Origin of the sequence: Pseudomonas nicosulfuronedens (assembly GCF_005877905.1) — a bacterium.
Classification (GTDB): domain Bacteria; phylum Pseudomonadota; class Gammaproteobacteria; order Pseudomonadales; family Pseudomonadaceae; genus Pseudomonas; species Pseudomonas nicosulfuronedens.
The window spans coordinates 52,439-76,797 of record NZ_SWDV01000011.1; the positions used below are offsets into that span (position 1 = coordinate 52,439).

A 24,359-nucleotide genomic window follows, 5' to 3' on the forward strand; every position below is an offset into this window, starting at 1 on the left:
CAGCCAGATTCATGGGGCGGTATAGCGCAGGTCGCCCCCAGGCCCGAAATAGAGGCTACGCGACGTGCAGACGGCGGAAAAAAAGAAACCCGGCATCCACGAGGAATGCCGGGGCCAAGGAGCGGGGTGTTACGTCAGCGAACGCCGGCGTTACGCAGTGCCGCCGGGGTGAAGTCGGCCATGCTGGCCTTCTGGCCGAACTGGTAGCCACGCTTCTCTTCGTTGTTCAGGCCGAAGGTCACGTAGCGGCCGGCGAGGATGTCATACAGCGACTCGGCGGCGTAGCCAGTGGCAAGCTCGGTGTAGAAGGTCATCTCGTGGCCCTCGCCGACGCGCCAGAGTTGCCCGCGACCGTCATACAGCTCGGATACCGCGATCTGCCAGCTGTCCTCGTCGAGGTAGAAGTGGCGCTGGCCGTAGATGTTGCGCTCGCCGGACTTCAGCGTGCCCACCACTTCCCAGACACGGTGCAGTTCGTAACGGGTCAGGTCCTGGTTGATGTGGCCCGGCTTGACGATGTCGTCGTACTTGAGCTCCGGCGAATTCAGGCGGTAGCTGTTGTACGGGATGTACATCTCGCGCTTGCCCACCAGTTTCCAGTCGTAACGGTCCGGGGCGCCGGAGAACATGTCGTAGTTGTCCGAAGTACGCATGCCGTCGGAGGCGGTGCCCGGACCGTCGTACGCCACCTGCGGGGCACGGCGCACGCGGCGCTGACCGGCGTTGTAGATCCACGCCAGGCGGGGCTCCTTCACCTGGTCCAGGGTCTCGTGCACCAGCAGGACGTTACCGGCCAGGCGCGCCGGGGCCGTTACCTGCTGCTTGAAGTAGGTGAGGATGTTGCCGGTCTTGCCGGCGTCCTGGTCCGTCATGCTCTGCGGCACCGCAATCGATTCTTCGAAGCGGATCGGCGTGTAGCTGCCATTGGTCTGCGGCACCACCTGCACCACGGTGCGGGAGATATTGCCGCCGTGGTAGCGGGTCAGGTGGTTCCAGAGTGCCTGTACGCCATTCTTGGGCAGCGGGAAGGCGTAGTAGCGGCTCTTCTCGAAGTTCTCCAGGCCGTTACCGTCGTTGATCGGCTGAACGAACTCGGCGCTGCGCTTGATCGCGGCGTAGATGTCGTCAGGCAGCGCAAAGGTACGGTGGGTCTTGTAAACCGGGATCTTGTAGCTGTCCGGGTAGCGCTTGAACATCGCCAGCTGGCCGGCGGAAAGCTTGTCCTTGTACTGGTCGGCGTTCTGCGCGGTGATGGTGAACAGCGGTTTCTCACCGGCGAACGGGTCGGAGAGGAAGCCCTTGCTGTCGAGCTTGCCGGCGGTGCGGGAAATGCCACCGGTCCAGGCCGGAATGCTGCCATCGGCGTTGCCTTCCTTCTGCGAGCCCATGGGCGTCAGCGTCGTGCCGAGCTTGGCCACATCGTCGGCGGACGCCGCCGCCATCACGCCACAGGACAGCAGGCTCAGGGCCAGCGCGCCGCATTGGAGGATTCTTGTCGTTCTCATGTCGATTCCTTGAGCAGGCAGGTCAGAAGTTCACGCCGAAGCTGAGCGAGAGGAAGTCCCGGTCGACGATGGTGTTGTAGTCGCCGCCGAAGAAGTTCGTGTAGTTCAGGCTTGCGGTGTAGGTGTTCTGGTAGTCCGCATCGATGCCGACGCTGGCAGCCTTGCTGCCTTCGTTGAAGACCGGGCCGTAGCCGTTCACGTCATGGGACCAGGCGATGTTCGGCTTGAGGTTCACCCCGGCGAACACGTTGTTGTAGTCCCAGATGGCGCGGGCGCGATAACCCCAGGAAGACGAGGTATAGAAGCCGCCGCTGCCGTACTCCGCATCGGCCGCCGCATTCTCCGGCACGCCGTAGACCGAGTCGCGGCCGTAGCGCTCGCCGACCTTGTTGGTCATGCCGCCGACGTAGGTCACGCCAACCTCGCCGACCAGGGTGAGGCGGTCAGCGCCCATGGTCTGGTCGAAGAAGTGAGTGAACGTGGTCTGGGCCTGGGTCACTTCCTTGCGGATGTAGCCATGGCTGATCTGGTTGGCCTCGGCCAGGGCGCCGGCGACGCCACCGGTGGCGAATCCACCGGCCACAGTGGTGGCGAGCAGCGGCGTCAGGTCGGTGGTATTGAGCTGCAGCGGCATGTTCGGCCGGTAGCTGATCTCGCCGTTCCACGCGGTCCCGGTGGGCAGAGTGGTGGAGAAGCTCAGGCCGTAGAGACGGATGTCCTCAGGGTATTCGAGGAAGTAATTGCCGCGCCCCAGGAGGATCGGCTGAGCCAGCGCCGAAGCACCCGCACCGATAGCGCGCAGGGCATTGCCAATGTCAGCGGCGCCTGCGTTCTTCATGCTCACGATGGGCGTGCGGCTGTGGTAGTTCATGGCATACGCGCCGTACTCCACATCATCACCCAGCCAGCGCAGGGCCAGGCCCCACTGACCGGAGTCACGAGCGTCACGGTCAGCGCCGCGCGGCACCATCAGACCCTCGGGGGTGACAGTAACGTTCAGCGAGTTGAGTAGCGCCTTGGTCGCCGGAGCATTCAATGCAGTGACGGTGTTCTTGTCGAGGATGTTGTAGTTGGTCTTGCAACCGTCGGCGGCGACGTCGGTGGTGGAGAAGAAGGTGCCGCAGTTGTCGAGCACCGTCTGGTCCCACTCCAGCTGGTAGAAGCCTTCCACGGACAGGCTGTCGGTGAGGCTCTGCGACAGATAGAGCATGTTCACCGGGATCAGGCCTTCCTTGATCTCCGAACCGGGACGGCGGAAGGCGGACACGTCGATGGGGTTGATGGCATTGATGCTGTTACCGATGAAGGTACTTTCACCCCAGCTCACCACCTGCTTGCCCAGGCGCACGGTGCCCGGCAGTTCGGCGATGGAATAGTTGTAGTAGCCGAAGGCATCGAGAAGTTGTGCACCGGAAGCCTTGGCGCCTTCCTTGCGGCCATCGTCGGACAGGTCCTTGAAGGCCACGCTTTCGTCCTTCAGGCGGAAGTCGTACCAATACTTGCCACGGGTGAACACGCCGAAGTCCCCGTACTTCAGCTCCAGATCGTGGATACCCTTGAAGATCTTCGAGAAGGTATGGCCCTTGCGGAAGTTCTGCCGGCCATCATCGTTGGTCTGGGTCATCCCGTGACCGCCGTTGGCGGAGCCGATCAGGTCCTCTTTCGGACTCTGCGTACTCCAGCTGGCCCCCACAGACAGGCTGGAATCGAACTGTCCTTCGATCTCCCCGATGTTGAAGTTGATTGCCTGAGCCTGGGTGGCGCATCCCAGGGCGACAGCAGTGGCGAGAAGTTGCGGTTGGAAGAATCCGCGCCTTGTTTTTGTTGTCATGCGGCTCTCCTGACGGTGTCTAGGTGGCCTTACCCTACTGAGCGACCTGGCGGGGAGTAAGCGCTCCAAGGTGGTATTTGGCGTGTCGCCCGAAAGAGTGAATCCCCCCTCTGGGACGGGCTCTGTCGGGCGATATTGGTGCAGGCGATGACGGATCATCGAGACGATGGATAGTGCCTTGCACCCGGCAGGTGCTTTGCCACTACCCGAGAAGCGCCGTCTGGGGCATGCTTAGCCCCCTATGCATGCCATCGACCAACGCCCGACCGACAGCCACCTCACCGAGCAGACCCGCGAGGTGGTGCTGCGCTACCACCAGTGCTGGAAGCTCCGCGACCTCGAAGCGGTGCTCGCGCTGTATCACCCGCAGGTGCAGTACAACGACTTCTTCCAGAACCGCACCCTGGGTTACACCGACCTGCGCGACTACGTGCAGGCGACCATGCCGAGCCGCCCGGAAGAATTTCTCGACCACATCGACCGCATCCGCGTGGATGGCGACACCGCCTTCATCCAGTACCGCATCGCGGTGACGCTGAGCGGGCGCCTGGCGACCTTCCACTCCAGCGAAGCCATCACCGTCCGTGACGGCCTGATCTGGCGCATCAACGAATACGCCTCGGTGGTGCGCGAAGGTGGGGAAAACCGCCCCCAGACCATCGATCCGCGTCCGGCAACCAGCCGCCTGGGGCTCTCGCCTCGTCAGCTCAGCCAATTGGCCAGCGACCTGGAAGACTATTTCAGCAAGAGCCAGCCGTACCTGGCGCCGGACCTCGACCTCACGCAAGTGGCCACTGCCACCGGCTATACGCGCAACCAGATTTCCTACCTACTCAACCAGGTGATGGGGCTGAGCTTCTATCAGTACGTCAACCAGACGCGCCTGACCCACCTGCTCAACCAACTGCACCCGCCGCTGCCTTCACGCATCGACGAACTGGCCTTCTCTGCTGGCTTCAACTCGCTCTCGGCCTTCTACCGCTGCTTCCGCCAGCAGACCGGCCAGTCTCCCCGCGAATACCTGAAGCGCCTGCGCGAAGAACAGCAGGGGGCCTGATCCGCCCCTGCCGGCGGGTACGCGAGCAATCCTCGCGTACCCGCGCGCACGACAGAACCCCGCGCCAAATCTAGGCTTGCCGACATTCCCCCTTCTTCCTTTTGGAGTCGTCTATGTCGGCATGGCGTCATATCAGTCTGTGGATGAACCAACTGGACGACGATCTCGTCCCACGGCCATCCCTGCAGGGCACCCTGGACGTCGATGTGGCCATCGCCGGCGCCGGCTATACCGGCTTGTGGACCGCCTACTACCTGAAGCTGCGCGCACCGCAGCTGAAGATCGCCATCGTCGAGGCCGAGACTGCCGGCTTCGGCGCCTCGGGCCGCAACGGCGGCTGGCTGATGGGCAACATGCTCGGCGAAGACCGTCTGCTCGCCGGCCTGTCGCCCGAGCAGCGCCGCGCGTCCTACGACCTGCTGCACGACATCCCCGACGAAGTCGCCCGTGTGCTCGATCGCGAAGGTATCGACTGCGACTACCGCAAGGCTGGCGTGCTCTACACCGCCGCGCGCTATCCGGAGCAGGAAACCCGCCTGCGCGAGTACCTCGCCCACTTGCACGCCGAAGGCCTGACCGAAGACGACTACCGCTGGCTGAGCAAGAGTGAGCTGGCCGAGCAACTGCGCATTCCCAGCGCGCTGGGGGCCATCCACACCCCGCACTGCGCCACCATCGATCCAGCCAAGCTGGTCCGTGGCCTGGCCCGCGCCGTGGAGCGCCAGGGCACGCCGATTTTCGAGAAAAGCCGCGTCACCCACTGGGCACCGGGTCTGCTGCGTACCGAACAGGGTGAACTGAAGGCACAATGGGTGGTGCCGGCCATCGAGGGCTACGCCGCCGACCTGCCGCCGCTGGGCAACTACCAATTGCCGGTACAGAGCCTGCTGGTGGCCACCGAGCCGCTGCCCGAATCGGTGTGGGCGGAGATCGGCCTCGACAAGGGCCAGGCCTTCAGCGAGTTCAGCCGCCAGGTCACCTACGGCCAGCGTACTCCGGACAACCGCCTGGCCTTCGGCGCCCGTGGCGGCTATCGCTTCGGCGGCAAACTGCGCAACGACTTCAGCCTGACCGAAGATGAGGTCGGCCTGCGCCGCTACCTGTTCAGCGAGCTGTTCCCGCAACTCAAGGACGTGCGCATCACCCACACCTGGGGCGGCAACCTGGGCATGTCGCGGCGCTTCCACCCGCACATGCTGGTGGACCGCCGCAACGGCATCGCGCTGGCTGGCGGCTACGGCGGCGAAGGCGTCGGCGCCACCAACCTGGGCGGCCGCACCCTGGCCGACCTGATCCTTGGCCAGGACAGCGCCCTCACCCGCCAGCCGTGGGTCATCAACGACCGCAGCGTGCAGGACGGCCTGCGCGGCTGGGAACCCGAACCCTGCCGCTGGCTCGGTTACAACGCCATCATCCGCAGCTTCGTGCACGAAGACGATGTGCTGGCCAACCCCCACAGCGCGCCCTGGCGCCGCCGGCTAGCGGAGAAAGTCGCCGCCAGCATGGAAAACCTCATGACCTGGAAGGTTGGCTGAGCGCCGGCTCGGCACCTGGACAGAAAGCATAGAAAGCCCACTGGAGCCCCCGTATGAAACTGACCCACCTGAAAGACACCCTGAACGCCCAACTCGGTGAAGCCAACCCGGTAGCCGTGCCCCTGGGCGAGCCGATCTCCGAGACCCGCGTGGAATCCATCGAGCGTACCGACCGCGTGGAAACCGGCATCTGGGAATGCACCCCCGGCCGCTGGCGCCGCCAGATCGTCGAGCAGGAGTTCTGCCACTTCATCGCCGGCCGCGGCACCTTCACCCCGGATGGTGGCGAGCCGATCGCCTTCCAGGCCGGCGACGCCTTCCTGCTGCCGCAGAACAGCCTGGGCATCTGGGACATCCAGGAAACCACGCGCAAGACCTACGTGATCATTGAACGCGATTGATCGGCCGGCGGGGACGTGGCGAAAGTCCGGCGTTCGCACTTTCCCCTCTCCCTAACCCTCTCCCTGAAGGGAGAGGGAACTGTCCGGAGTGAAGCGTCACCCTTTTCTCGCCGAGAAACGCAGTGCGATCCGTTGGCACGGATAGCTCCCTCTCCCTTCAGGGAGAGGGCTGGGGAGAGGGTGCCATCCGACGCACCCAAACTCGTCAGAATTTTCCATGCCGCCCTTCCCCCTCGGCGAAACGCTTCGCCCCATCCACCGTCTCGCCGCTTTCGATCACCGCCATTCCGCCCTGGAATTCGTTGGCCAGCGCCACGTCGAACGACAGGTTCCACTGCGCGAAGACACTGTCACGATCAGCCAGCATGCAGCGCTGTGGGAACTCGGCGATCTCCCGCGCCAGCTCCTCGGCCAACTCCAGCGCCTGCCCGCTGGGCACCACGCGATTGGCCAGGCCCATGGCGAGAGCTTCCTGCGCGCCCACCGGGCGACCGGTCAGGATCAGGTCCAGCGCCCGCCCCTGGCCGACGATGCGTGGCAAGCGCACGGTGCCGCCGTCGATCAACGGCACGCCGAAGCGCCGGCAGAACACCCCGCAAACCGCGTCTTCGGCCATCACGCGAAGGTCTGCCAGCAGCGCCAGCTCGAGTCCCCCGGCGACGGCATAGCCCTCGATCGCGGCAATCAGCGGCTTGGACAGTTGCATCCGGCTCGGCCCCATGGGCCCGTCACCCTCCATTTCCAGGCGGTTGCGCCGCTCGCCACCTTCGGCCACCGCAGCCAGGTCCGCCCCCGCGCAGAAGGTACCGCCGGCGCCGGTGAGCACGGCGACACGGGCTTCCCCGTCCTGCTCGAATTCGCGCAAGGCATCGGCCAGCGCCTGGGCTGTGGGCAGGTCCACGGCGTTACGCACCGCAGGGCGGGCGATGACCAGGGTGGTCACCGGGCCGTTCTTCTGGATTATCACGCTCATGGCGAACTCCTCGGGCCGGGAAGCGGAAAAGCAAAGGGCCGGCTTTGAGCCGGCCCTTTCACCTTACTGCGTTCGCCGCCGAGGAACAGCCCCGCTGGCCGTTCCGCCGGTCAGGCTGGCCGGATCAACCGGCGTATTTCTGCAGGTTGGCCATCATCTCGCGCAGCGCTTCGACGTTGTCCTTGGGATGCGCAGCGTTCTCGAAGTCGCAGATCTGCGCGAAGTTGGCTGCCACGTCCTCGACGCTGAAGCCCTTGCGCGGGTCAAAGCCCACGCCCAGGCTGCGCTCCCAGCGCACCTTGCCGATCCAGCCGCCGCCGACTTCGAACAGGCCGGAGGTTTCCTGGCACGCTTCGCTGCCCAGGTACACCACCAGCGGGCTGACCAGTTCGGGCTTGAGCGCCTCGAACACCTGCGGCGGGATCAGGCCTTCGGTCATGCGGGTGCCGCCGGTGGGAGCGATGGCGTTGACGAAGATATTGTTCTTGCGGCCCTCGATGGCGAGGTTGCGGGTCAGGCCGTAGAGTCCGAGCTTGGCCATGCCGTAGTTGCTCTGGCCGAAGTTGCCGTAGATGCCGGAGGTGGACGAGGTGAAGATCACCCGGCCATAACCCTGCTCGCGCATGAACGGCCAGGCGGCGCGGGTCACCTTGTAGGCGCCTTCGACGTGCACCTTGTAGACCAGGTCCCAGTCGGCGTCTTCCATCTTGTGGAAGGTCTTGTCACGCAGGATGCCAGCGTTGTTCACCACCACATCGATGCGGCCGAATTCCTCGACGGCCTGGCGGACGATCTTCTCGCCATCGGTCACCGAGTCATGGTTGGCGATGGCGATGCCGCCGGCTTCGCGGATTTCTGCCACCACGCGGTCGGCAGCCGAGGCGTTGGCGCCTTCGCCATGGGTGCTGCCGCCCAGGTCGTTCACCACTACCTTCGCGCCGTACTTGGCGAACAACAGGGCGTGGGCACGGCCGATGCCGCCACCGGCTCCGGTAACGATCACGACTTTTCCGTCGAAGTGCAGGGCATCACTCATGATTGGGGCTCCAGACAGGATGGTTTTTCCCGGAGTGTCCGGCAGTCACGATCCGGTCACAACCAAGACGACCAAGGCTGAATGGTGCCCGATAAGGCCAGGGGATGATCCGTCAGCGCATCGGCAGGTTCAGCTCCGAGCGCGGCCCGAGCTTGAACAGCCACCAGTCGTACTCGCTCCAGAACAGCAGCAGGCCGAAGGCCGGCAGCAGCGCCAGTGCGCCCAGTGCGGCCGGCACCCAGTCCTGCGTGAGCCAGGCGTAGTAGCCGCCAGCCGCGCAGATTGCGACCAGCACCAGCAGCACGGGAATGGCGACGAAGACGAAGTCCCGGCGCAGGTGCAGCAGCGCCCGGTACAGCAGCGAACCCTGCGGCTGGCGGACGGGAATGACGGATCTGAGTGGCATGGCAGCGACCTCCGGCTGGACAAAGCCGGGCAAGCTACCGCTGCCACGCAGGACCGATCTATCAGCCAGTTCCGAATCTACAGCCAGATCGGTCCGTACCTACGGCGCCCTTTCCTGACGGAACGCCAGATAGTGTTGCAGTACCTGCTCCGGCGCCTCGACCTGCGGGTAGTGGCCGATGCCGGGCAACTCGACGGTATCCGGCTGCGGGATCAACTCCCGGTAGCGAACCACCATGTGCGCGCCGGAGATCGGGTCTTCCGGTCCATCGATCAGGCGCAGCGGTACCGAAGTGCGCTGCATTGCGCCCACCCAGCGCTCGCGGTGCTGGCGACGGTCGAGGATGTAATGGATCAGCCGGTGCATGACGCGCGGCCCGTCGTTGTGGCGGATCAGCTCCCAGAAGGCATCGAGCTCCGCCTCCGACGGCTGGGTCTGTGGGCCGAACACCTTGGCGAAGTTCTGCGCCAGGCGCTGGCGGTCGAACAGCCGGCCGAACAGGAAACCGAACGGGCCGAGCAGCAGCTTCTGCGAGAGCACCGCGCGGTGGGTTTCCGGGAACAGCCCGCCGTTGAGGAAGGCCAGCGAAGCCAGGTTGAAGGCGCCCTCCTCGTGCCGCGCCAGCAACTCCTGGCCGACGCTGTTGCCGTAGTCGTGCACCAGCAGGTGAACCGGCTCGCGCACGCCCAGGTGCTGCAGCAGCGCCTGTTGCAGGTCGGCCTGTTCGAGGATGCGGTAGTCGTGCCCCCTGGGTTTGGCGGAATCGCCGAAACCGAGCATGTCGCAGGCGATCACCCGGTAGCGCTCGGCGAGCGGCTGCCAGAGGTAGTGCCAATCCCAGGAGGCAGTGGGGAAACCGTGGATCAGCAGCAGCGGAGCGCCGCTGCCGGCGCTCCAGTAACGTACTGCATGCCCTCGGAAGGTGAAGTCACAGCCCTGCGCGCGCCAGTCGCGCAGGGCAATGCCGGCCAGGGCCATCAGTCGCGGTAGCCGGGGTTCTGCAGGTCCAGCTTGCGCAGCAGTGCCGGCCACGCCAGCGCACCGCCCATGCCCTGTTTGCTCTTGGTCACGGCGGCGGCCATGGCGCGGGCGCCATCGAGGATCTGCTGCGGGATCAGGATCAGTTCGGCGCCACCGCCCTGGGCCAGCACCTGGATCTCACAGGCGCGCTGCAGGGTGAACATCATCAGGAAGGTATCGGCGATGGTGCCCGAGCAGGTCAGCAGGCCGTGGTTGGGCAGGATCATGAAGTTGGCTTCGCCCAGGTCAGCCTGCAGGCGCGCCTTCTCGTCATGATTGAGCGCCACGCCCTCGTAGCCGTGATAGGCGAGGCTGGATAGTACGAACAGCGACTGCTGGGAAATCGGCAGCAGGCCCTGCTTCTGCGCAGACACCGCAATGCCGGCGGCGGTATGGGTGTGCAGGACGCAGGCAACGTCGTGGCGCACATCATGGATCGCGCTGTGGATGGTGTAGCCGGCCGGGTTGATGTCGTACGGGCTGTCCATCAGCTTCTTGCCCAAAGCATCCACTTTCACCAGGCTCGACGCGGTGATCTCGTGGAACATCATGCCGTAGGGGTTGATCAGGAAGTCCTCGGTGCCGGGGACCTTGGCGGAGATGTGGGTGAAGATCAGGTCGTCCCAGCCCTGCAGGGCGATCAGGCGGTAACAGGCGGCGAGGTCGACGCGGGTCTGCCATTCGGCGGCGGAAACCTGGTCCTTGACGTTCACGGTGGGCAGCGGATGAGCGGCGTGCATGGTCGGTAGCCTCTTCGTTGTTGTTGTTCGAAGGCGCAGTCTAGTCAGCGCAACGGGCCAAGGACTGTCACGGAACTGACAGTTGACTCTGGCAGTGTCTGGCGAATGTTCCGCTATAAGCGCAGGCCGATAACTTGCCTTGCGTCAGCGGTTTCCCCACCTATAGTGGCGGTAGTTGCTGCCCGCGGCGCCTGATCGATTCGACGCCCGGCAACTCCCTCCAAAAGCGCTATCCAGACAGTGCAGCAGCCAGTTCGCACGTCAGGGCTGGCGGAAGCGTGCCCATTGCCAAGACCTGCCAAGACGCCGCAACAGGCGCCCTCGATCCACCTGGAAACATTTCGCAATATCTTTCGCAGTGCCCTTCTCAGGCAGTACCCGGGAGTCGGGAGGAGACTCCAGTTCGGCCAACGAGGCAGCCGACGTGAAACGAACCGCCATCATGCAGCCCTATTTCTTTCCGTACCTGGGCTACTTCAGCCTGATCAAGCACACCGATCTGTTCGTGCTGTTCGATACGGTGCAGTACATCCATCACGGCTGGATCGAGCGCAACCGCATCCTCAAGCAGCAGGACGGCTGGCTGTATATCCGCGTGCCACGGGTCAAGCACCACCGCGAGACACTGATCTGCGACGTGCAGGTCGACAACCGTCAGGACTGGCGGCGCAGCCTGTTCTCCCAGCTGGACGTGTACCGCAAGGTAGCGCCTTACTACCGTGACGTGCGCGAGATGATCGCAGCATCCCTCGACCACCCATTCCAGGACATCGTCTCGCTGAACAAGGCCACCCTGGAGGCGACCTGCGCCTACCTGGGCTTCCCTCGGCAGATGCCGGTGCTCTCGCGTATGGACCTGTCGATGGAGCGACCGACCGCGCCGGACGAATGGGCGCTGAACATCTGCAAGGCGCTGGGGGGCGTAGAGGAGTACTGGAACCCGCCGGGTGGGCAGAGCTTCTTCGACCGCAGCAAGTACGATGCCGCCGGACTGACCCTGCGCTTCCAGGAACCCAAGCTGGTGCCCTACGAACAGAAGCGCCGGACCTTCGAGGCGGGCCTGTCGATCATCGACGTGATGATGTTCAACTCCCCCGCCGACGTCTCGCGCATGCTCGATGCCTACGAGCTGAGCTAGGCCTTACAGACACCACGCGAGGACCGGCGCCATCAGCAGGTTGAACAGCCCGGTCAGCACCATCAGCAGCCCTGCCGCCGACCCTTCCTCCCCGCCGAACTCATAAGCCCGGCTGGTGCCCGCACCGTGGGCGCCGACGCCCAGCAGTGCGCCACGGGCCAGGGCGGAGCGCAGGTGCAGCATCTTCATCAGCACCCCGCCGATCAGCGCGCCGAACACCCCGGTGATCATCACGAAGGCCGCGGTCAGCGCCGGCACGCCGCCCAGGTCGTGGGACATTTCCATGGCGAAGGGTGTGGTGATCGAGCGCGGAATCAGCGACAGCGTCACCTGGCCGTCCAGCGCCAGCGCGTGGGCCAGCGCCCAGGAACTGCCAATGGCCATGGTCGAGCCGGCCAGCATACCGGTCAGCAGCGCCGGCCAGTGACGGGCGAGTAAAGCTCGTTGCTGCCAGATCGGGATGGCGAAGGCCACGGTGGCCGGGCCGAGCAGCGCCACCAGCCAGCTGGTGTCACGGGCGTAGTCGGCATAGCGGGCCTGCATCGGGATCGCCAGGGCGAACAGCAGCACCGGCACGAAGACGATGGGCGACAGCCAATACTGCTGAAAACGGCGGTAGAGGGTACGGCTGAGCAGGTAACCGCCCAAGGTCACGGCCAACCAGAACAGCGCTTGCTTATCGAGGCTCATGGCGCGAACTCCTGTTGCACATCCATTCCACCGCCAGCGCGGTGGAGAGCATCACCATCACGGTGCTGGCGGTGATCACCAGCAGAATCTTCCAGCCCTCGCTGCGTAGCAGCGGGCCGTAGTCCAGCAGGCTCATCAGTGCGGGGATGAAGAACAGCAGCATCTCCGCCAGCAGCAGGCCGGCGCCGCCCTGCAACAGGGCCGGTCGGATGGCACCGCAGGCGAACAGCACCAGCAGCAGCGCCAGTCCGATCACCCCACCCGGCAGCGGCAGGCCGGTCAGCGTGGCGATCCAGCCGCCCAGCCACCAGAAGGCGACCAGCACGGCGATTTCGAAAATGAGGCGGGCGGCGCGGCGGAACATGGCGGCGATCTCGAAGTGTTGAGCGGATGAAGAAATCGGTTGGGAATGGCGCAAAGCCTACGCCCACGCCTATCATCCCCAAAGCGAATAGATCGAATCGGAGCCATTCCAGAATGGAATTCAAGCAGCTGCGCACCTTCGCCGAAGTCGTGCGCCACGGCAGTTTCACCCAGGCGGCAGTACACCTGAACGCCAGCCAGTCGGCGGTGAGCAAGCAGGTCGCCCAGCTGGAGCAGAGCCTGCGCGTGCAATTGCTGGAACGCAGCGGCCCGCACATCCGCCTGACCGCCGCAGGCGAAGTGGTGCTGCGCCGCGCCGAGGACATGCTGCGTCTGCGCCGCGAGCTGCACACCGAACTGGACGACCTCACCCACCTGCATCGCGGCGAACTGCGCCTCGGCCTGCCACTGCTGGGCGCGGACGCGCTGTTCGCCGGGCGCTTCGCCGAGTACCGGCGGCGCTACCCGAACATCGACGTGCACCTGATCGAGGGCGGAAGCAAGACCATGGAGGAGATGGTCTACAGCGGTGAACTGGAGCTGGGCGGCGGTCTGACGCCGGACGACCCCGGCTTCGACTGGCAACCTTTCTGCAATGAGCCCCTGGACATCCTGCTGCCCGACAGCCACCCGCTCGCCGGGCGTGAAAGCCTGGAACTGGCGGAGCTCTCCGACACGCCCTTCCTGCTCTATCAGCAGAGCTTCACCCTCAACGACCGCCTGCTGCGCGCCTGCCGCGAGGCCGGTTTCGAGCCGAAGGAAGGCGGCCGCAGCGGCCAGGCGGATTTCCTGGGTGCGCTGGTCGCCGCCGGGCAAGGCGCGGTGCTGCTGCCGCGCGTGGTGGCGAAGGATCTGGAGCGGCCCGGGCTGGTACGCGTACTGCTGAGCCAACCGGACCTGCGCTGGGACATCAGCTTCATCTGGCGGCGCGACGCCTACCTGTCGAATGCGGCGAAGGCGTGGCTGGGGTTGATGCTGGAGATGCCGTTGCATCCGCAGTGAGGCGGTTCGCGAGCAAGCTCGCTCCTACAGGGTCGGCACGGCTCCGCTCTTCGTAGGAGCGAGCTTGCTCGCGAAGCTTTTCAGATCAGCGCTACAAACTCACCGACCAGCTTCGGCCACTCCCGCTGCGCCTGCACATCGTCGGAGAGCAGCCTGAACCCGGCAAACTCGAAGGCAGGGGAAACGGTACAGCCCACCAGCACGTAGTCGCCCAGGCAGCGCGCAGCCTGCCAGGCGTGGGCCGGCACCGCACGCTGCGGCAAGCTGTCGTCGCCCACCGGCCCCAGAGTCTCGCGTCGTACGTCGGCATCCGGCTGCTCTGCGATCAGCAACTCAAGCGGCGAGCCCTCATGGAAGTGCCAGAGCTCGTCGGCGTCCACACGGTGCCAGCGGCTGACCGTGCCGGCCGGCAGGAGGAACAGGATGGCCGACGACTGTGGCCGGCCATCGGCGCCCAGCAGACCGGACTCGAACACGCGTCGGTAGAACCCGCCCTCGGGGTGCGGGGAGAGCTGCAAAGTATCGATCAGGTAGCGGGCGCGGGGATGCATCAGGCCTTCAGTGCAGCAATGAAGTCGGCCAGCCACGGCTCGGAGTCGGTCTCCTGGTCCACCGTCTCGCTGCCGTCCAGGCGCAGCATCGGCACCACTTCCTGCACGCCCAGTTCGGCATACAGTTCACGCACCTGCTCGCCGCCACCGCAGTAGGTATCGCCGTAGCTGGAATCGCCCAGCGCCAGCACGGCGCCCGGGCGGCCACGCCAGTCGGCGGGCAGGCGATCGCGGATGGCATGGAACAGCGGCTGGAAACTGTCGGGCAGGTCGCCCATGCCGGTGGTGGCGGTCACCACCAGGAAAGCTTCGGGAGCGAACTCGAGCATGGCGTCCAGGGTGGCACGCGGGTCGTACCAGGCTTCGAAGCCAGCGGCTTCGAGCAGGCGCTTGGCGTGACGCGCGACTTCTTCGGCGGTGCCGTAGACCGAACCGGACACGATGGCGACTTTCATGTTCACTCCCACAAGGCAAGACAAGGCCGCCCATTATGCCCCATCCGTGCCGCACCGCGCCGGGGCTGGTATAGTTTTGCCCTACCCGGCCGCTAGGACATTGTCCGCTGCGGCGCTTCCCAAAGTGGATTTTCGCGAGGCGCGCATGGGCCATACCCCAGCCCCCATCCTGATCACCGGCGCCAGCCAGCGCATCGGCCTGCACTGTGCCAAGCGCTTGCTGCAGGACGGCCAGCCGGTCATCGCGACCTATCGCCAGGAAAAGCCCGGCATTGCCGAACTGCGTGAGCTGGGTGCCACCTGCCTGCACGCCGAACTGGGCGACGAAGCCGGCATCCTCGCCTTCATCGACCAACTCAAGTCCCATACCGACCGCCTGCGCGCAATCGTCCACAACGCGTCCGCGTGGATTGCCGAGCAACCCGGCGGCGATGCGCAGGCCTTCGAGACGCTGTTCCGCGTGCACATGCTCGCGCCCTACCTGATCAACCTGCGCTGCAGCGAACTGCTCGAGCGCGACGCCATCGAGCGTGGCGCGCCGGCCGACATCATCCACCTCTCCGACGATGTCGCCCGCAAGGGCAGCGCCAACCGCATCGCCTACTGCGCCAGCAAGGCCGGCCTGGACAACCTCACTCTGTCCTTCGCTGCGAGCCTTGCGCCGCGCATCAAGGTCAACGGCATCGCGCCGGCACTGATCCTGTTCAACGAAGGCGACGACGACGCCTACCGCGCCCGCACCCTGGCCAAATCCGCCATGGGCATCGAGCCCGGCCCGGACGTGATCTACCAGAGCGTGCGCTACCTGCTCGACAGCCCTTATGTGACCGGCACTACCCTGACCGTCAACGGCGGCCGGCACCTCAAATGACCCGCCCGGCGCGGGCGCGAGGAACTCCCACCATGATCGAAGACCTGTCTCACCACTACCGTGAGATTCTCAAAGGGCTCGGCGAAGACCCGACCCGCGAAGGCCTGCTGGACACCCCCAAGCGCGCGGCCAAGGCCATGCAGTACCTCTGCCACGGCTACGAGCAGACGCTGGAAGGGATCGTCAACGGCGCACTGTTCGCCTCGGACAATGACGAAATGGTCATCGTCAAGGACATCGAGCTCTACTCCCTGTGCGAACATCACCTGCTGCCCTTCATCGGCAAGGCCCATGTGGCGTACATTCCCACCGGCAAGGTGCTGGGCCTGTCGAAGGTCGCACGCATCGTCGACATGTTTGCACGTCGCCTGCAGATCCAGGAGAGCCTGACCCGGCAGATCGCCGAGGCCGTACAGCAGGTCACCAACGCAGCCGGTGTAGCGGTGGTGATCGAGGCGCAGCACATGTGCATGATGATGCGCGGGGTGGAAAAGCAGAACTCGGTGATGAACACCTCGGTGATGCTCGGCGCCTTCCGCGCGTCCACCAATACCCGCCAGGAATTCCTGCAACTGATCGGACGGAGCAAGTGAAATGACGCAATTGCAGCCGGGCATGGCGCGAATCCGGGTCAAGGACCTGCGCGTGCGCACCTACATCGGTATCAAGGAGGAGGAAATCCTCAACAAGCAGGATGTGCTGATCAACCTCACCATCCTCTACCCCGCCGGCGATGCGGTGCAGGTCAACGACATCGACCACGCGCTGAACTACCGCACCATCACCAAGGCGATCATCGCCCACGTCGAGGAGAACCGCTTCGCCCTGCTCGAGCGGCTGACCCAGGAACTGCTCGACCTGGTCATGGCCAACCCGGCCGTGCACTACGCCGAAGTGGAAGTGGATAAGCCCCACGCACTGCGCTTCGCCGAGTCGGTGTCGATCGCCCTGGCCGCCCAGCGCTGAGCCGCACAATTTCCCAGCAACTACCCTGCACGCCCGTTCCAGTCGGCCAATGGGCGTTGCTGGCAGATCGCCCGCCTCTTAGAATCTCGCCAGCCCCGCCATGCGCCTCCGATGCGCCCTTGTTGAGAGACCTGCCATGACCGAGCCGATGAACCTGACCGACGAGCAGCGCACCGAACTGGAAGCCGCCGCGTTCCGCACCCTGGTGCAGCACCTGCGTACCCGCAAGGACGTGCAGAACATCGATCTGATGAATCTTGCCGGGTTCTGCCGCAACTGCCTGTCCAAGTGGTACAAGGCCGCGGCGGACGACATGGGCCTGCCTGTCAGCCCGGATCAGGCCCGCGAAGAGATCTACGGCATGCCTTACGCCGAATGGAAGGCCAAGTACCAGACGGAAGCGACCCCTGCCCAGCAGACGGCCTTCGATAACGCGAAGAAACACTAAGAGTTTGCCTTGATGACCCTCACTGATTTCCGCTCGCGCCTGCGCAGCGAGCAGCACCTGTTCACCGACACCCTGGCGTACATCGCCGAGCACTACAGCTACACCCCCAGCGCCTTCACCAACGGCAGCGTGGAAAACCCCGCCGGGCAGAACGAAGGGTCCTGCAAGACCCTGGGTTTCGCCATCCTCGAAGGCCTGAGCCAGGAAGAGTCACTGCTGGCGTTCGGCGAGCACTACCGCGCCGTGCGTGAGCATCCCGAAGGCACCGACCACGCCAACATCCGTGCTCTGCAGACCACCGGCCTGGCCGGCGTCAACTTCGAGCGCCAGCCGCTGTCGCGTCGCGGCTGAGGTTGTCCGGCTCGATGAAAAGGCCCCGCTGATGCGGGGCTTTTTCTTGGGCGAACACCTGGCGTCATCTGGCAACGCTGGCAGCGAAATTGCCAGGCAGGGTGCCAAGCGGTTCGCGAGCAAGCTCGCTCCTACGAAAAGCACGTTCACGCCTTACAGAAAAAGGCCCCGCAAAGCGGGGCCCCTTCCTGCACGCCGGCTCTTCGGGCCGTTACAGGGAATCCAGGTAACGTTCAACGTCCAGCGCGGCCATGCAACCGGCACCGGCGGAGGTGATGGCCTGGCGGTAGACATGGTCGGCCACATCGCCAGCGGCGAAGACGCCGGGGATGTTGGTGGCGGTGGCGTTGCCATCACGACTGCCGCTGACCACCAGGTAGCCATCCTTCAGGTCGAGCTGGCCTTCGAACAGCGAAGTGTTGGGCGTGTGGCCGATAGCGACAAACAGGCCGTCGACCGTCAGCTCCGAAGCCTCGCCATCGTTATGGCGCAGGCGCACGCCGGTGACGCCCATGTCGTCGCCCAGCACTTCCTCCACCTGGGCGTTCAGGCGCAATTCGATTTTGCCCTCGGCAATACGAGCGCGCAGCTTGTCCTGCAGGATCTTCTCGGCACGGAAGTTTTCGCGGCGGTGTACCAGGGTCACCTTGCTGGCGATGTTGGCCAGGTACAGGGCCTCCTCTACGGCGGTGTTCCCGCCGCCAACCACCGCCACTTCACGGTTGCGGTAGAAGAAGCCGTCACAGGTGGCACAGGCGGACACGCCCTTGCCCATGAAGCTCTCTTCCGAGGGCAGGCCCAGGTAACGCGCGCTGGCGCCGGTGGCGATGATCAGTGCGTCAGCGGTGTAGGTACCACTGTCGCCCTTGAGCACGAACGGCTTGCCGGCCAGGTCGACGCCGTGGATGTGGTCGAAGACGATCTCGGTCTCGAAGCGCTCGGCATGTTCCTGCATGCGCTGCATCAGCGCCGGCCCGGTCAGGCCATGGGAGTCGCCCGGCCAGTTGTCGACTTCGGTGGTGGTGGTCAGCTGGCCGCCGGCCTGCATCCCGGTGATCAGCAGCGGCTTGAGGTTGGCGCGGGCGGCATACACCGCGGCGCTATAGCCGGCAGGCCCGGAACCCAGAATGATGACGCGCGCATGACGATCGGACATGACAGCCTCCAGTGCTCGGGTGAAGAGCGGGGTGCAAAAGAAAAGGGAGCTGCCAAAGCACCAGGGGGAAGGTTGGGAGGACGGCAGCTCCACGGAAAGGTTTCTTGCGCGGACCGCATGGCCCGGAGACTGTGGGCAATGCGGTGTGACCTGAGTCACGCTTTGCATTGTCCCGCAGAACCCCGGAAAACCCTTGAGATAGGTCAGGGATTTCCGCAGTCGTCCTTCGCCCCTTGAGATAAGTCAGGGAGTGTCGGATCGACCCTCGAACTCGTTCGATTCCAGATGGCGCGCAGCTTACCGCCGCCGCCGCCCCCTGCTGAAATGTCCAATCTCAATGCCCTCCATAGGCTTCCCCTATGCAGCGAGCGTCCATTGCCTGGATGGCTAGACTCAAGAAACCAAAGGTCACTCGTATCACCATGAACCTTCGCGCCCGCCTGCTATGGCTGTGCCTGCCCCTGTTCATCGCGAGCCTCGCAGGGGTCTGGCTGCTGTCGGACATGATCCTGCTCGACCGCTTCGACCGCGGGGACCGCCAGCACCTCGCCGACGAGGTGCGCATCGTCCACAACCGCGTCGCCTACGAGAAGCAGCGCAACCTCGACATCGTCCACAGCTACGCCTGGTGGGACGCCAGCTACCAGTTCATGCGCCTGCCGCAGGCGCGCTTCATCGAGGACAACCTGGACCAGGACCTGCTGGGCATCCTCGGCTTCGACTATGTACTGTTCGTCGACCGTGACGGGCACATCCTCGCCCAGCAATGGAAGCTCGATGAACTGTCCGAGCGCCTACCCGGCCAGAAGGTGCCCGACGTCCCTCGGCTGCGCGACGGCATCCTGCGTACCGCGATCGAACTGGGTGCACTGGACATCGACGGCGATCCGCACCACAGTCTCGACCAGTTGCTGCAGATCGAAGGCGTGCCTCAGCTGCTGCTCAGCTACCCCATCAGCAACACCGCCGGAACCGCCGAGCCGGCCGGCGTGGTCATCGCTGGCGTGCTGCTCGACAACGCACGCATGTACAACCTCCAGACCCAGATGGGCGCAAGCCTGCGCCTGGCTCAGGACCCTGTGCAGGGCAAGGACTGGCGCACCCTGAACATCCCCACCGGGCGCGGCGCCACCCTGCTCAGCTCGCGCCGTCTGCTGGACGAGAACAGCCAGCAGATGTCGCTGCTCTATCTCGACTCCCACGGCAAGCCACAGTTGCGCCTGGAGCTCACCAGCGCCCGCCCGCTGTACCAGCAGGGCCAGCAATCCATCCGGCTGTTCCTCTACCTGACCCTGGCGCTGCTGGGTGGCGCCATCCTGCTTGCCTACCTGGCCCTGGAGTTCCGCATCATCCGCCGTGTTACCAGCATGAACCGCGAGGTCGCGGCCATCGGCCAGGACGACACGCCCTCGCGCCTGAGCCCGCAGGGGCAGGATGAACTGGGCCAGCTGGCCAGCGAGATGAACCGCACTCTCGACCGCCTGGAACAGAGCGAGGCGCGCGACCGGGCGATCCTCGACGCGATCCGCGACGGTTACTTCGAAATGGATACCCACGGCCTCATCCGCACCCTCAACCCTGCACTGTGCCGGATGCTCGGCTATAGCGCCGAACAACTCAGCGGCCAGCACTTCAGCGTCCTGCTGCAGGAGCAGGACCTGCGCCGTGCCCAGGGGCTCTATCGGCAGGCCCGCGACGACGAACAGGAGACCACCTTCTCCGCCCCCTTCAAGCGTCGCGACGGCCGGCTGGTCAGCTGTGAGACGCGGCTCTCGGCAATACGCGACGGCCAGGGCGAGTTCCAGGGATTTCGCGGCATCCTGCGCGACATCAGCGACCAGGTGGCCTACCAGAAGCAGCTCATCGACCTGGCCTACCGCGACACCCTCACCGAGCTGGGCAACCGCAAGGCATTCAACGAGCAGTTGCAACAGGCTGTCGTGCACAGCAACCGGGTGGCCCTGCTGTACATCGACCTGGACCGTTTCAAGCAGGTCAACGACCGCTTCGGACATGCCCTTGGCGATGCCCTGCTCAGCACCGTCGGCGAGCGCATGCGCAGCAGCCTGCGCCAGCCTGACCAGGCCTTCCGCCTGGGCGGCGACGAGTTCGCCGTCCTGCTGGAAAACGCCGAGCCGGATCAAGCCGACGCCCTGGGCATGCGCCTGCTGGCTGTGCTGGGCGCCGAGTACCGCCTGAGTGGCCAACTGATCGATTTCGTCACCCCCAGCATCGGCATCGCCTTCTACCCTCAGGATGCTGGCGACGCCGACGCCCTCACCCGCGCCGCCGACATTGCCATGTACCAGGCCAAGCAGGAACGCAACCGCTGCTATCGCTACACGGCCGCCTGAGGGCTGGCCCGCGAACACATACCCGGCAAAACAGACGGCTCGCCGGCCGTTCGCCGGGTCTGCTAAGGTCGCCTACGGTTCACCCCTGGAGAGTCCGATGTCCACCCTGAGCGGCCCGCAATACCTCGGCGAAGGCCTGAAACTGATGATGCGCCCCGGCCTGCGGCTGTTCGTCCTGCTGCCCCTGAGCATCAACATCCTGCTGTTCGTCGGCCTGATCGGCTTCGCCATCAACCAGTTCAGCCACTGGGTCGACTGGCTGATGCCGACCCTACCGGACTGGCTGAGCTTCCTGCAGTTCATCCTCTGGCCGCTGTTCGTGGCGCTGGTGCTGCTGATCGTGTTCTTCACCTTCACCATGATCGCCAACATCATCGCCGCGCCCTTCAACGGCTTCCTCGCGGAGAAGGTCGAGGTGGTGGTGCGCGGCACCGACGACTTCCCCGAGTTCAGCTGGGGCGAACTGATGGCTATGGTGCCGCGCACCATCGGCCGCGAGCTGCGCAAGCTGGGCTACTTCCTGCCGCGTGCCATCGCGCTGTTCATTCTCAGCCTGATCCCCGGCCTGAACCTGATCGCCGCACCGCTCTGGCTGATTTTCGGCGTGTGGATGATGGCCGTGCAGTACATCGACTACCCGGCGGACAACCACAAGCTGGGCTGGAACGAGATGCTCGCCTGGCTGCGCAGCAAGCGCTGGGCCTGCATGGGCTTTGGCGGCATCACCTACCTGGCGCTGCTGATCCCGGTGGTCAACCTGGTCGCCATGCCCGCCGCGGTGGCCGGTGCGGTGTTGTTCTGGGTGCGCGAGGAAGGCGAGAAAGCGCTGGTGAAGTAAGGCACCCCCACTGCCGAGCGGTTGTCACCTATCGATCATCGCATTGTCATCGGCGCGCCACCGCGCGCCGGGACACTGCAAGCATGACCACGACTCCCCTGCGCATCGCACTGATCAGCGAAACCTTTCCGCCGGAAATCAACGGCGTTGCCAACACCCTTGGCCGGCTGGCCTCGGGGCTGTTGCGCCTCGGGCACCAGATCCAGGTCGTGCGCCCACGCCAGCAGGGCGAAGAAGGCCGTCACAGCGATGGCGAACTCGTGCTCACCCGTGGCTGGCCGCTACCCGGCTACCCCGGCCTGCAATGGGGCCAGTCGTGCCTGCACAAGCTGCTGCGGCACTGGAACAACACCCGCCCGGATGTGCTCTATATCGCCACCGAAGGCCCGCTGGGCCTGGCTGCCCTGCGAGCCGCGCGGCGCCTGCGGATTCCCGTGATCAGCGGCTTCCACACCAACTTCCAGCAGTACAGCGCGCACTATGGCTTCAGCCCGCTGATGCGGCTGGTGACGGTGTACCTGCGCTGGTTCCACAACCGCACCCAGCAAACCCTGGTGCCCAGTGCCAGCCAGTCCGTGGAGTTGCAGCGGCGCGGTTTCGAGCGCCTGGCGCAGCTCTCTCGCGGCGTCGACAGCCAGTTGTTCAACCCCGCCCGACGTGATGAAGCACTGCGCCGCGAGTGGGGCCTGGGCGAGCGAGATATCGCCGTGCTGCACGTCGGCCGGCTGGCGGCGGAGAAGAACCTGTCGCTGCTGGGCAGCAGCTTCCACGCGCTGTGCACGGCGCACCCGCACCTCAAGCTCCGGCTGGTGATAGTCGGCGACGGACCGCAGCGCGCGCACCTGCAGAAGGAGCTGCCCGAAGCTGTGTTCTGTGGGCTGCAGCGTGGTGAGGAACTGGCCCGGCACTACGCCAGCGGCGACCTTTTCCTGTTCCCCAGCCTGTCGGAAACCTTCGGCAACGTGGTGCTGGAAGCACTGGCTTCAGGGCTGGCGGTAGTCGCCTTCGACCAGGCTGCGGCAGGCCAGCACATCCGCCACGGGCACAACGGCGTGCTCGGCGTGCCGGGCGAGAACCAGAGCTTCTTCGAAGCAGCGAGCTGGCTACTGGGTGACCCGGAGCGCCTGCGTCGGGTGCGCCTCAACGCGCGTCACCACGCCATCCATCAGGCATGGGACACCGTGATCGAGCGTTTCGAAGGCTATCTGCAGGAGGCCTGCCGCACGGCCCTGCCGGGGAAGAACCCCGGCGGCCTGGGGCATCCTGAAATCCACAAGTAGGATCAGGCGAAGGGCTTGGGCTCGGCGGCGAAGGACAGGCTCATGGCGCCGGCGCCCAGGTTGATGCCGCCGGTGGGGCTGAGCATCGCCAGGTGCACCTGGATGCCTTTCGCTTCGCAGGCATCTTCCAGCGCAGCGAAACCGGGCAGGTCGCGCAGGGCGGAAGGATCGCCGGCATAGCTCAGGCACATCTGCGGCGCCAGCAACTCGCCCGCCTCGACCCGCGCGCGGGCGAAGTTGAGCAGGCGTTCGGCGGATTTCTCGTAGTTCGGCGACACCGACACCGGCTTGTCCTCTCCCTGCACCAGGCTCAGCACCGGTTTCATGTCGAGCATCGAGCCCAGACCAAGGAAGGCGCCACGCAGGCGGTCGCCGATGCTGCTGCGGTCACCCTTCTGGAACCCGCGACGGCGGATGTGCCCCAGGTCGCTGGCGACCAGGAAGGTGTTCATCTGCTGGCTGAGCTGTTCCAGGCGGGTACGCACGGCATTGGGATGCTGGTCTTCGCCGAGCAGGCGTACACCTTCAGCGGCCAACACGGCCAGGCCGGCGAACACGGTCTGGCTGTCGATCACCCGCAATGCGAACGGACCGGCGATACCGGCAGCGGCGCGGCGCTCCTTGTAGCTCTGCAGCAGGCTGAAGGAGGCCTGGGTGGCGTGCTCGAAGATCGGGCTGCGCTGGCTGGTCACGGTCAGGCAGATCACGTAGTCGAAATCGGTGACCAGCTTTTCCAGGAACCAGTCGTGGGTCTGCGCCGGCGTCAGCGGTTCGCTGCCGTCCTCGGGGCCGACCTTGGGCAGGTCCTGCGAATAGAACTTGAGGGTGGTGTCGGGATCGCGATCATCGACGATGCGACGCTCGCCGACACGGATGCCGATGGGCAGCACGCGAATGTTGTTGGCAGCAAGGAATTCCGGGGGAAGGTCGCAGGTTGCATCGACTACCAAGCCGATCCGCATGTCTTACTCCTATGGCCGTCTCCCGGCCTATTGTTGTGTGAACGCGTTCATACTCTGCCCGTTTCGGACTGGGAAGTCAGCATGCGGAAAGGTGGGTCTCGGAAAAGATTTGTAAACGCCTGGGACGGTACTTTCAGACCATTCATAAAGATTATGACTAGACATAATCAGGACATTTTGTAGGAGCGCGTCGTGCGCGCGATCGCGGGCATGGCCCCCTACAAGAGCCCCTCTCCCTAGCCCTCTCCCGCAAGCGGGAATGGGGACTGTTCGGAGCAGGATGAAACCACGCCATCAGCCGGCACGGACGGCTCCCTCTCCCTTCGGAGCGGGGCGCGCAGCCAGGGTTGGGGAGAGGGAAAAACGTAGGCACGGAATTTCAGAAGAAGGCAGTTGCTCCTACAAGGAAACACCTCGCCCACAAAAAAGC

Annotated in this window: 26 protein-coding genes; 13 read left to right on the top strand and 13 right to left on the bottom strand. The window is 65.0% G+C overall.

What is annotated here, in order from left to right:
• Window positions 1-134 precede the first annotated feature (134 nt).
• Complete coding sequence (locus tag FAS41_RS10895) at window positions 135-1,505, bottom strand: DUF1329 domain-containing protein (protein WP_138522056.1); 1,371 nt, start codon at window positions 1,503-1,505, stop codon at window positions 135-137.
• Window positions 1,506-1,527: 22 nt separating this feature from the next.
• Window positions 1,528-3,336, bottom strand: a complete 1,809-nt coding sequence (locus FAS41_RS10900; RefSeq protein ID WP_138522058.1) for a DUF1302 domain-containing protein — start codon at window positions 3,334-3,336, stop codon at window positions 1,528-1,530.
• A gap of 304 nt (window positions 3,337-3,640) precedes the next feature.
• Between FAS41_RS10900 and FAS41_RS10905 the strand changes: the two genes are divergently transcribed.
• The 3 genes from FAS41_RS10905 to FAS41_RS10915 all read left to right on the top strand — a co-directional run bounded on the left by FAS41_RS10905 (window position 3,641) and on the right by FAS41_RS10915 (window position 6,329).
• Complete coding sequence (locus FAS41_RS10905) at window positions 3,641-4,393, top strand: helix-turn-helix domain-containing protein (protein ID WP_425049009.1); 753 nt, start codon at window positions 3,641-3,643, stop codon at window positions 4,391-4,393.
• Window positions 4,394-4,506: 113 nt separating this feature from the next.
• A complete protein-coding gene (locus FAS41_RS10910) occupies window positions 4,507-5,928 on the top strand; it encodes an NAD(P)/FAD-dependent oxidoreductase (RefSeq protein WP_138522062.1) in 1,422 nt (473 codons plus the stop codon).
• Window positions 5,929-5,981: 53 nt separating this feature from the next.
• The gene (locus FAS41_RS10915) at window positions 5,982-6,329 is read left to right on the top strand and encodes a cupin domain-containing protein (RefSeq protein ID WP_138522064.1); all 348 of its coding nucleotides are present in this window, start codon (window positions 5,982-5,984) and stop codon (window positions 6,327-6,329) included.
• Window positions 6,330-6,534: 205 nt separating this feature from the next.
• Here the strand turns inward: FAS41_RS10915 and FAS41_RS10920 are convergent, their stop codons facing one another.
• The 5 genes from FAS41_RS10920 to FAS41_RS10940 form a co-directional block, all read right to left on the bottom strand.
• The gene (locus FAS41_RS10920; RefSeq protein WP_138522066.1) at window positions 6,535-7,302 is read right to left on the bottom strand and encodes a crotonase/enoyl-CoA hydratase family protein; all 768 of its coding nucleotides are present in this window, start codon (window positions 7,300-7,302) and stop codon (window positions 6,535-6,537) included.
• A 124-nt stretch (window positions 7,303-7,426) separates the two neighbouring features.
• On the bottom strand, window positions 7,427-8,338 hold the full coding sequence (locus FAS41_RS10925) for an SDR family oxidoreductase (RefSeq protein WP_138522068.1): 912 nt from the start codon (window positions 8,336-8,338) through the stop codon (window positions 7,427-7,429).
• Window positions 8,339-8,450: 112 nt separating this feature from the next.
• The gene (locus FAS41_RS10930) at window positions 8,451-8,744 is read right to left on the bottom strand and encodes a hypothetical protein (RefSeq protein ID WP_138522070.1); all 294 of its coding nucleotides are present in this window, start codon (window positions 8,742-8,744) and stop codon (window positions 8,451-8,453) included.
• Window positions 8,745-8,843: 99 nt separating this feature from the next.
• Complete coding sequence (locus FAS41_RS10935) at window positions 8,844-9,722, bottom strand: alpha/beta fold hydrolase (RefSeq protein WP_138522072.1); 879 nt, start codon at window positions 9,720-9,722, stop codon at window positions 8,844-8,846.
• Window positions 9,722-10,504 (bottom strand): class II aldolase/adducin family protein, encoded by a 783-nt coding sequence (locus FAS41_RS10940; RefSeq protein ID WP_138522074.1) that lies wholly within the window; start codon window positions 10,502-10,504, stop codon window positions 9,722-9,724. Before FAS41_RS10940 ends, FAS41_RS10935 begins: the two co-directional genes overlap by 1 nt.
• Window positions 10,505-10,928: 424 nt before the next feature.
• On the opposite strand from FAS41_RS10940, the gene FAS41_RS10945 reads away from it, so the two are divergent.
• Complete coding sequence (locus FAS41_RS10945; protein WP_246084860.1) at window positions 10,929-11,642, top strand: WbqC family protein; 714 nt, start codon at window positions 10,929-10,931, stop codon at window positions 11,640-11,642.
• 3 nt (window positions 11,643-11,645) lie between these two features.
• Here FAS41_RS10945 and FAS41_RS10950 read toward each other — a convergent pair whose 3' ends face one another.
• Complete coding sequence (locus FAS41_RS10950) at window positions 11,646-12,332, bottom strand: LrgB family protein (protein WP_064979867.1); 687 nt, start codon at window positions 12,330-12,332, stop codon at window positions 11,646-11,648.
• Window positions 12,319-12,696, bottom strand: a complete 378-nt coding sequence (locus tag FAS41_RS10955; protein ID WP_138522076.1) for a CidA/LrgA family protein — start codon at window positions 12,694-12,696, stop codon at window positions 12,319-12,321. The genes FAS41_RS10950 and FAS41_RS10955 overlap by 14 nt, the downstream gene beginning before the upstream one ends.
• 113 nt (window positions 12,697-12,809) lie before the next feature.
• Here FAS41_RS10955 and FAS41_RS10960 point away from each other — a divergent pair, with 113 nt between their 5' ends.
• Window positions 12,810-13,697, top strand: a complete 888-nt coding sequence (locus FAS41_RS10960; RefSeq protein WP_138522078.1) for a LysR family transcriptional regulator — start codon at window positions 12,810-12,812, stop codon at window positions 13,695-13,697.
• A gap of 80 nt (window positions 13,698-13,777) precedes the next feature.
• Here FAS41_RS10960 and FAS41_RS10965 read toward each other — a convergent pair whose 3' ends face one another.
• On the bottom strand, window positions 13,778-14,248 hold the full coding sequence (locus FAS41_RS10965) for a cupin domain-containing protein (protein WP_138522080.1): 471 nt from the start codon (window positions 14,246-14,248) through the stop codon (window positions 13,778-13,780).
• The gene (locus FAS41_RS10970; protein WP_138522082.1) at window positions 14,248-14,703 is read right to left on the bottom strand and encodes a flavodoxin; all 456 of its coding nucleotides are present in this window, start codon (window positions 14,701-14,703) and stop codon (window positions 14,248-14,250) included. Before FAS41_RS10970 ends, FAS41_RS10965 begins: the two co-directional genes overlap by 1 nt.
• Before the next feature lie 145 nt (window positions 14,704-14,848).
• On the opposite strand from FAS41_RS10970, the gene folM reads away from it, so the two are divergent.
• From folM to FAS41_RS10995, 5 genes are all read left to right on the top strand, one after another.
• Window positions 14,849-15,574 carry a dihydromonapterin reductase gene (gene folM / locus FAS41_RS10975; RefSeq protein WP_138522084.1) on the top strand — a complete coding sequence of 242 codons (726 nt, stop codon included), beginning with the start codon at window positions 14,849-14,851 and terminating at the stop codon, window positions 15,572-15,574.
• A gap of 32 nt (window positions 15,575-15,606) precedes the next feature.
• Window positions 15,607-16,167 (top strand): GTP cyclohydrolase I FolE, encoded by a 561-nt coding sequence (folE, locus tag FAS41_RS10980; protein ID WP_138522086.1) that lies wholly within the window; start codon window positions 15,607-15,609, stop codon window positions 16,165-16,167.
• A 1-nt stretch (window position 16,168) separates the two neighbouring features.
• The gene (gene folX, locus FAS41_RS10985; RefSeq protein WP_081516251.1) at window positions 16,169-16,540 is read left to right on the top strand and encodes a dihydroneopterin triphosphate 2'-epimerase; all 372 of its coding nucleotides are present in this window, start codon (window positions 16,169-16,171) and stop codon (window positions 16,538-16,540) included.
• Between the two features lie 136 nt (window positions 16,541-16,676).
• Window positions 16,677-16,988, top strand: a complete 312-nt coding sequence (locus FAS41_RS10990; protein ID WP_138522088.1) for a DUF1244 domain-containing protein — start codon at window positions 16,677-16,679, stop codon at window positions 16,986-16,988.
• Between the two features lie 12 nt (window positions 16,989-17,000).
• Entirely contained in the window at window positions 17,001-17,339 is a 339-nt protein-coding gene (locus FAS41_RS10995; protein ID WP_081516253.1) for a HopJ type III effector protein, read from the top strand.
• A 211-nt stretch (window positions 17,340-17,550) separates the two neighbouring features.
• Here FAS41_RS10995 and trxB read toward each other — a convergent pair whose 3' ends face one another.
• A complete protein-coding gene (gene trxB / locus FAS41_RS11000) occupies window positions 17,551-18,495 on the bottom strand; it encodes a thioredoxin-disulfide reductase (RefSeq protein ID WP_138522090.1) in 945 nt (314 codons plus the stop codon).
• Between the two features lie 422 nt (window positions 18,496-18,917).
• Here trxB and FAS41_RS11005 point away from each other — a divergent pair, with 422 nt between their 5' ends.
• The 3 genes from FAS41_RS11005 to FAS41_RS11015 all read left to right on the top strand — a co-directional run bounded on the left by FAS41_RS11005 (window position 18,918) and on the right by FAS41_RS11015 (window position 22,967).
• Window positions 18,918-20,849 carry a sensor domain-containing diguanylate cyclase gene (locus FAS41_RS11005; RefSeq protein WP_138522092.1) on the top strand — a complete coding sequence of 644 codons (1,932 nt, stop codon included), beginning with the start codon at window positions 18,918-18,920 and terminating at the stop codon, window positions 20,847-20,849.
• A 97-nt stretch (window positions 20,850-20,946) separates the two neighbouring features.
• The gene (cysZ, locus tag FAS41_RS11010; protein ID WP_138522094.1) at window positions 20,947-21,687 is read left to right on the top strand and encodes a sulfate transporter CysZ; all 741 of its coding nucleotides are present in this window, start codon (window positions 20,947-20,949) and stop codon (window positions 21,685-21,687) included.
• 83 nt (window positions 21,688-21,770) lie between these two features.
• Window positions 21,771-22,967 (top strand): glycosyltransferase family 4 protein, encoded by a 1,197-nt coding sequence (locus FAS41_RS11015; RefSeq protein WP_138522096.1) that lies wholly within the window; start codon window positions 21,771-21,773, stop codon window positions 22,965-22,967.
• 2 nt (window positions 22,968-22,969) lie between these two features.
• Here FAS41_RS11015 and FAS41_RS11020 read toward each other — a convergent pair whose 3' ends face one another.
• Complete coding sequence (locus FAS41_RS11020) at window positions 22,970-23,929, bottom strand: DegV family protein (protein WP_138522098.1); 960 nt, start codon at window positions 23,927-23,929, stop codon at window positions 22,970-22,972.
• Window positions 23,930-24,359 lie beyond the last annotated feature (430 nt).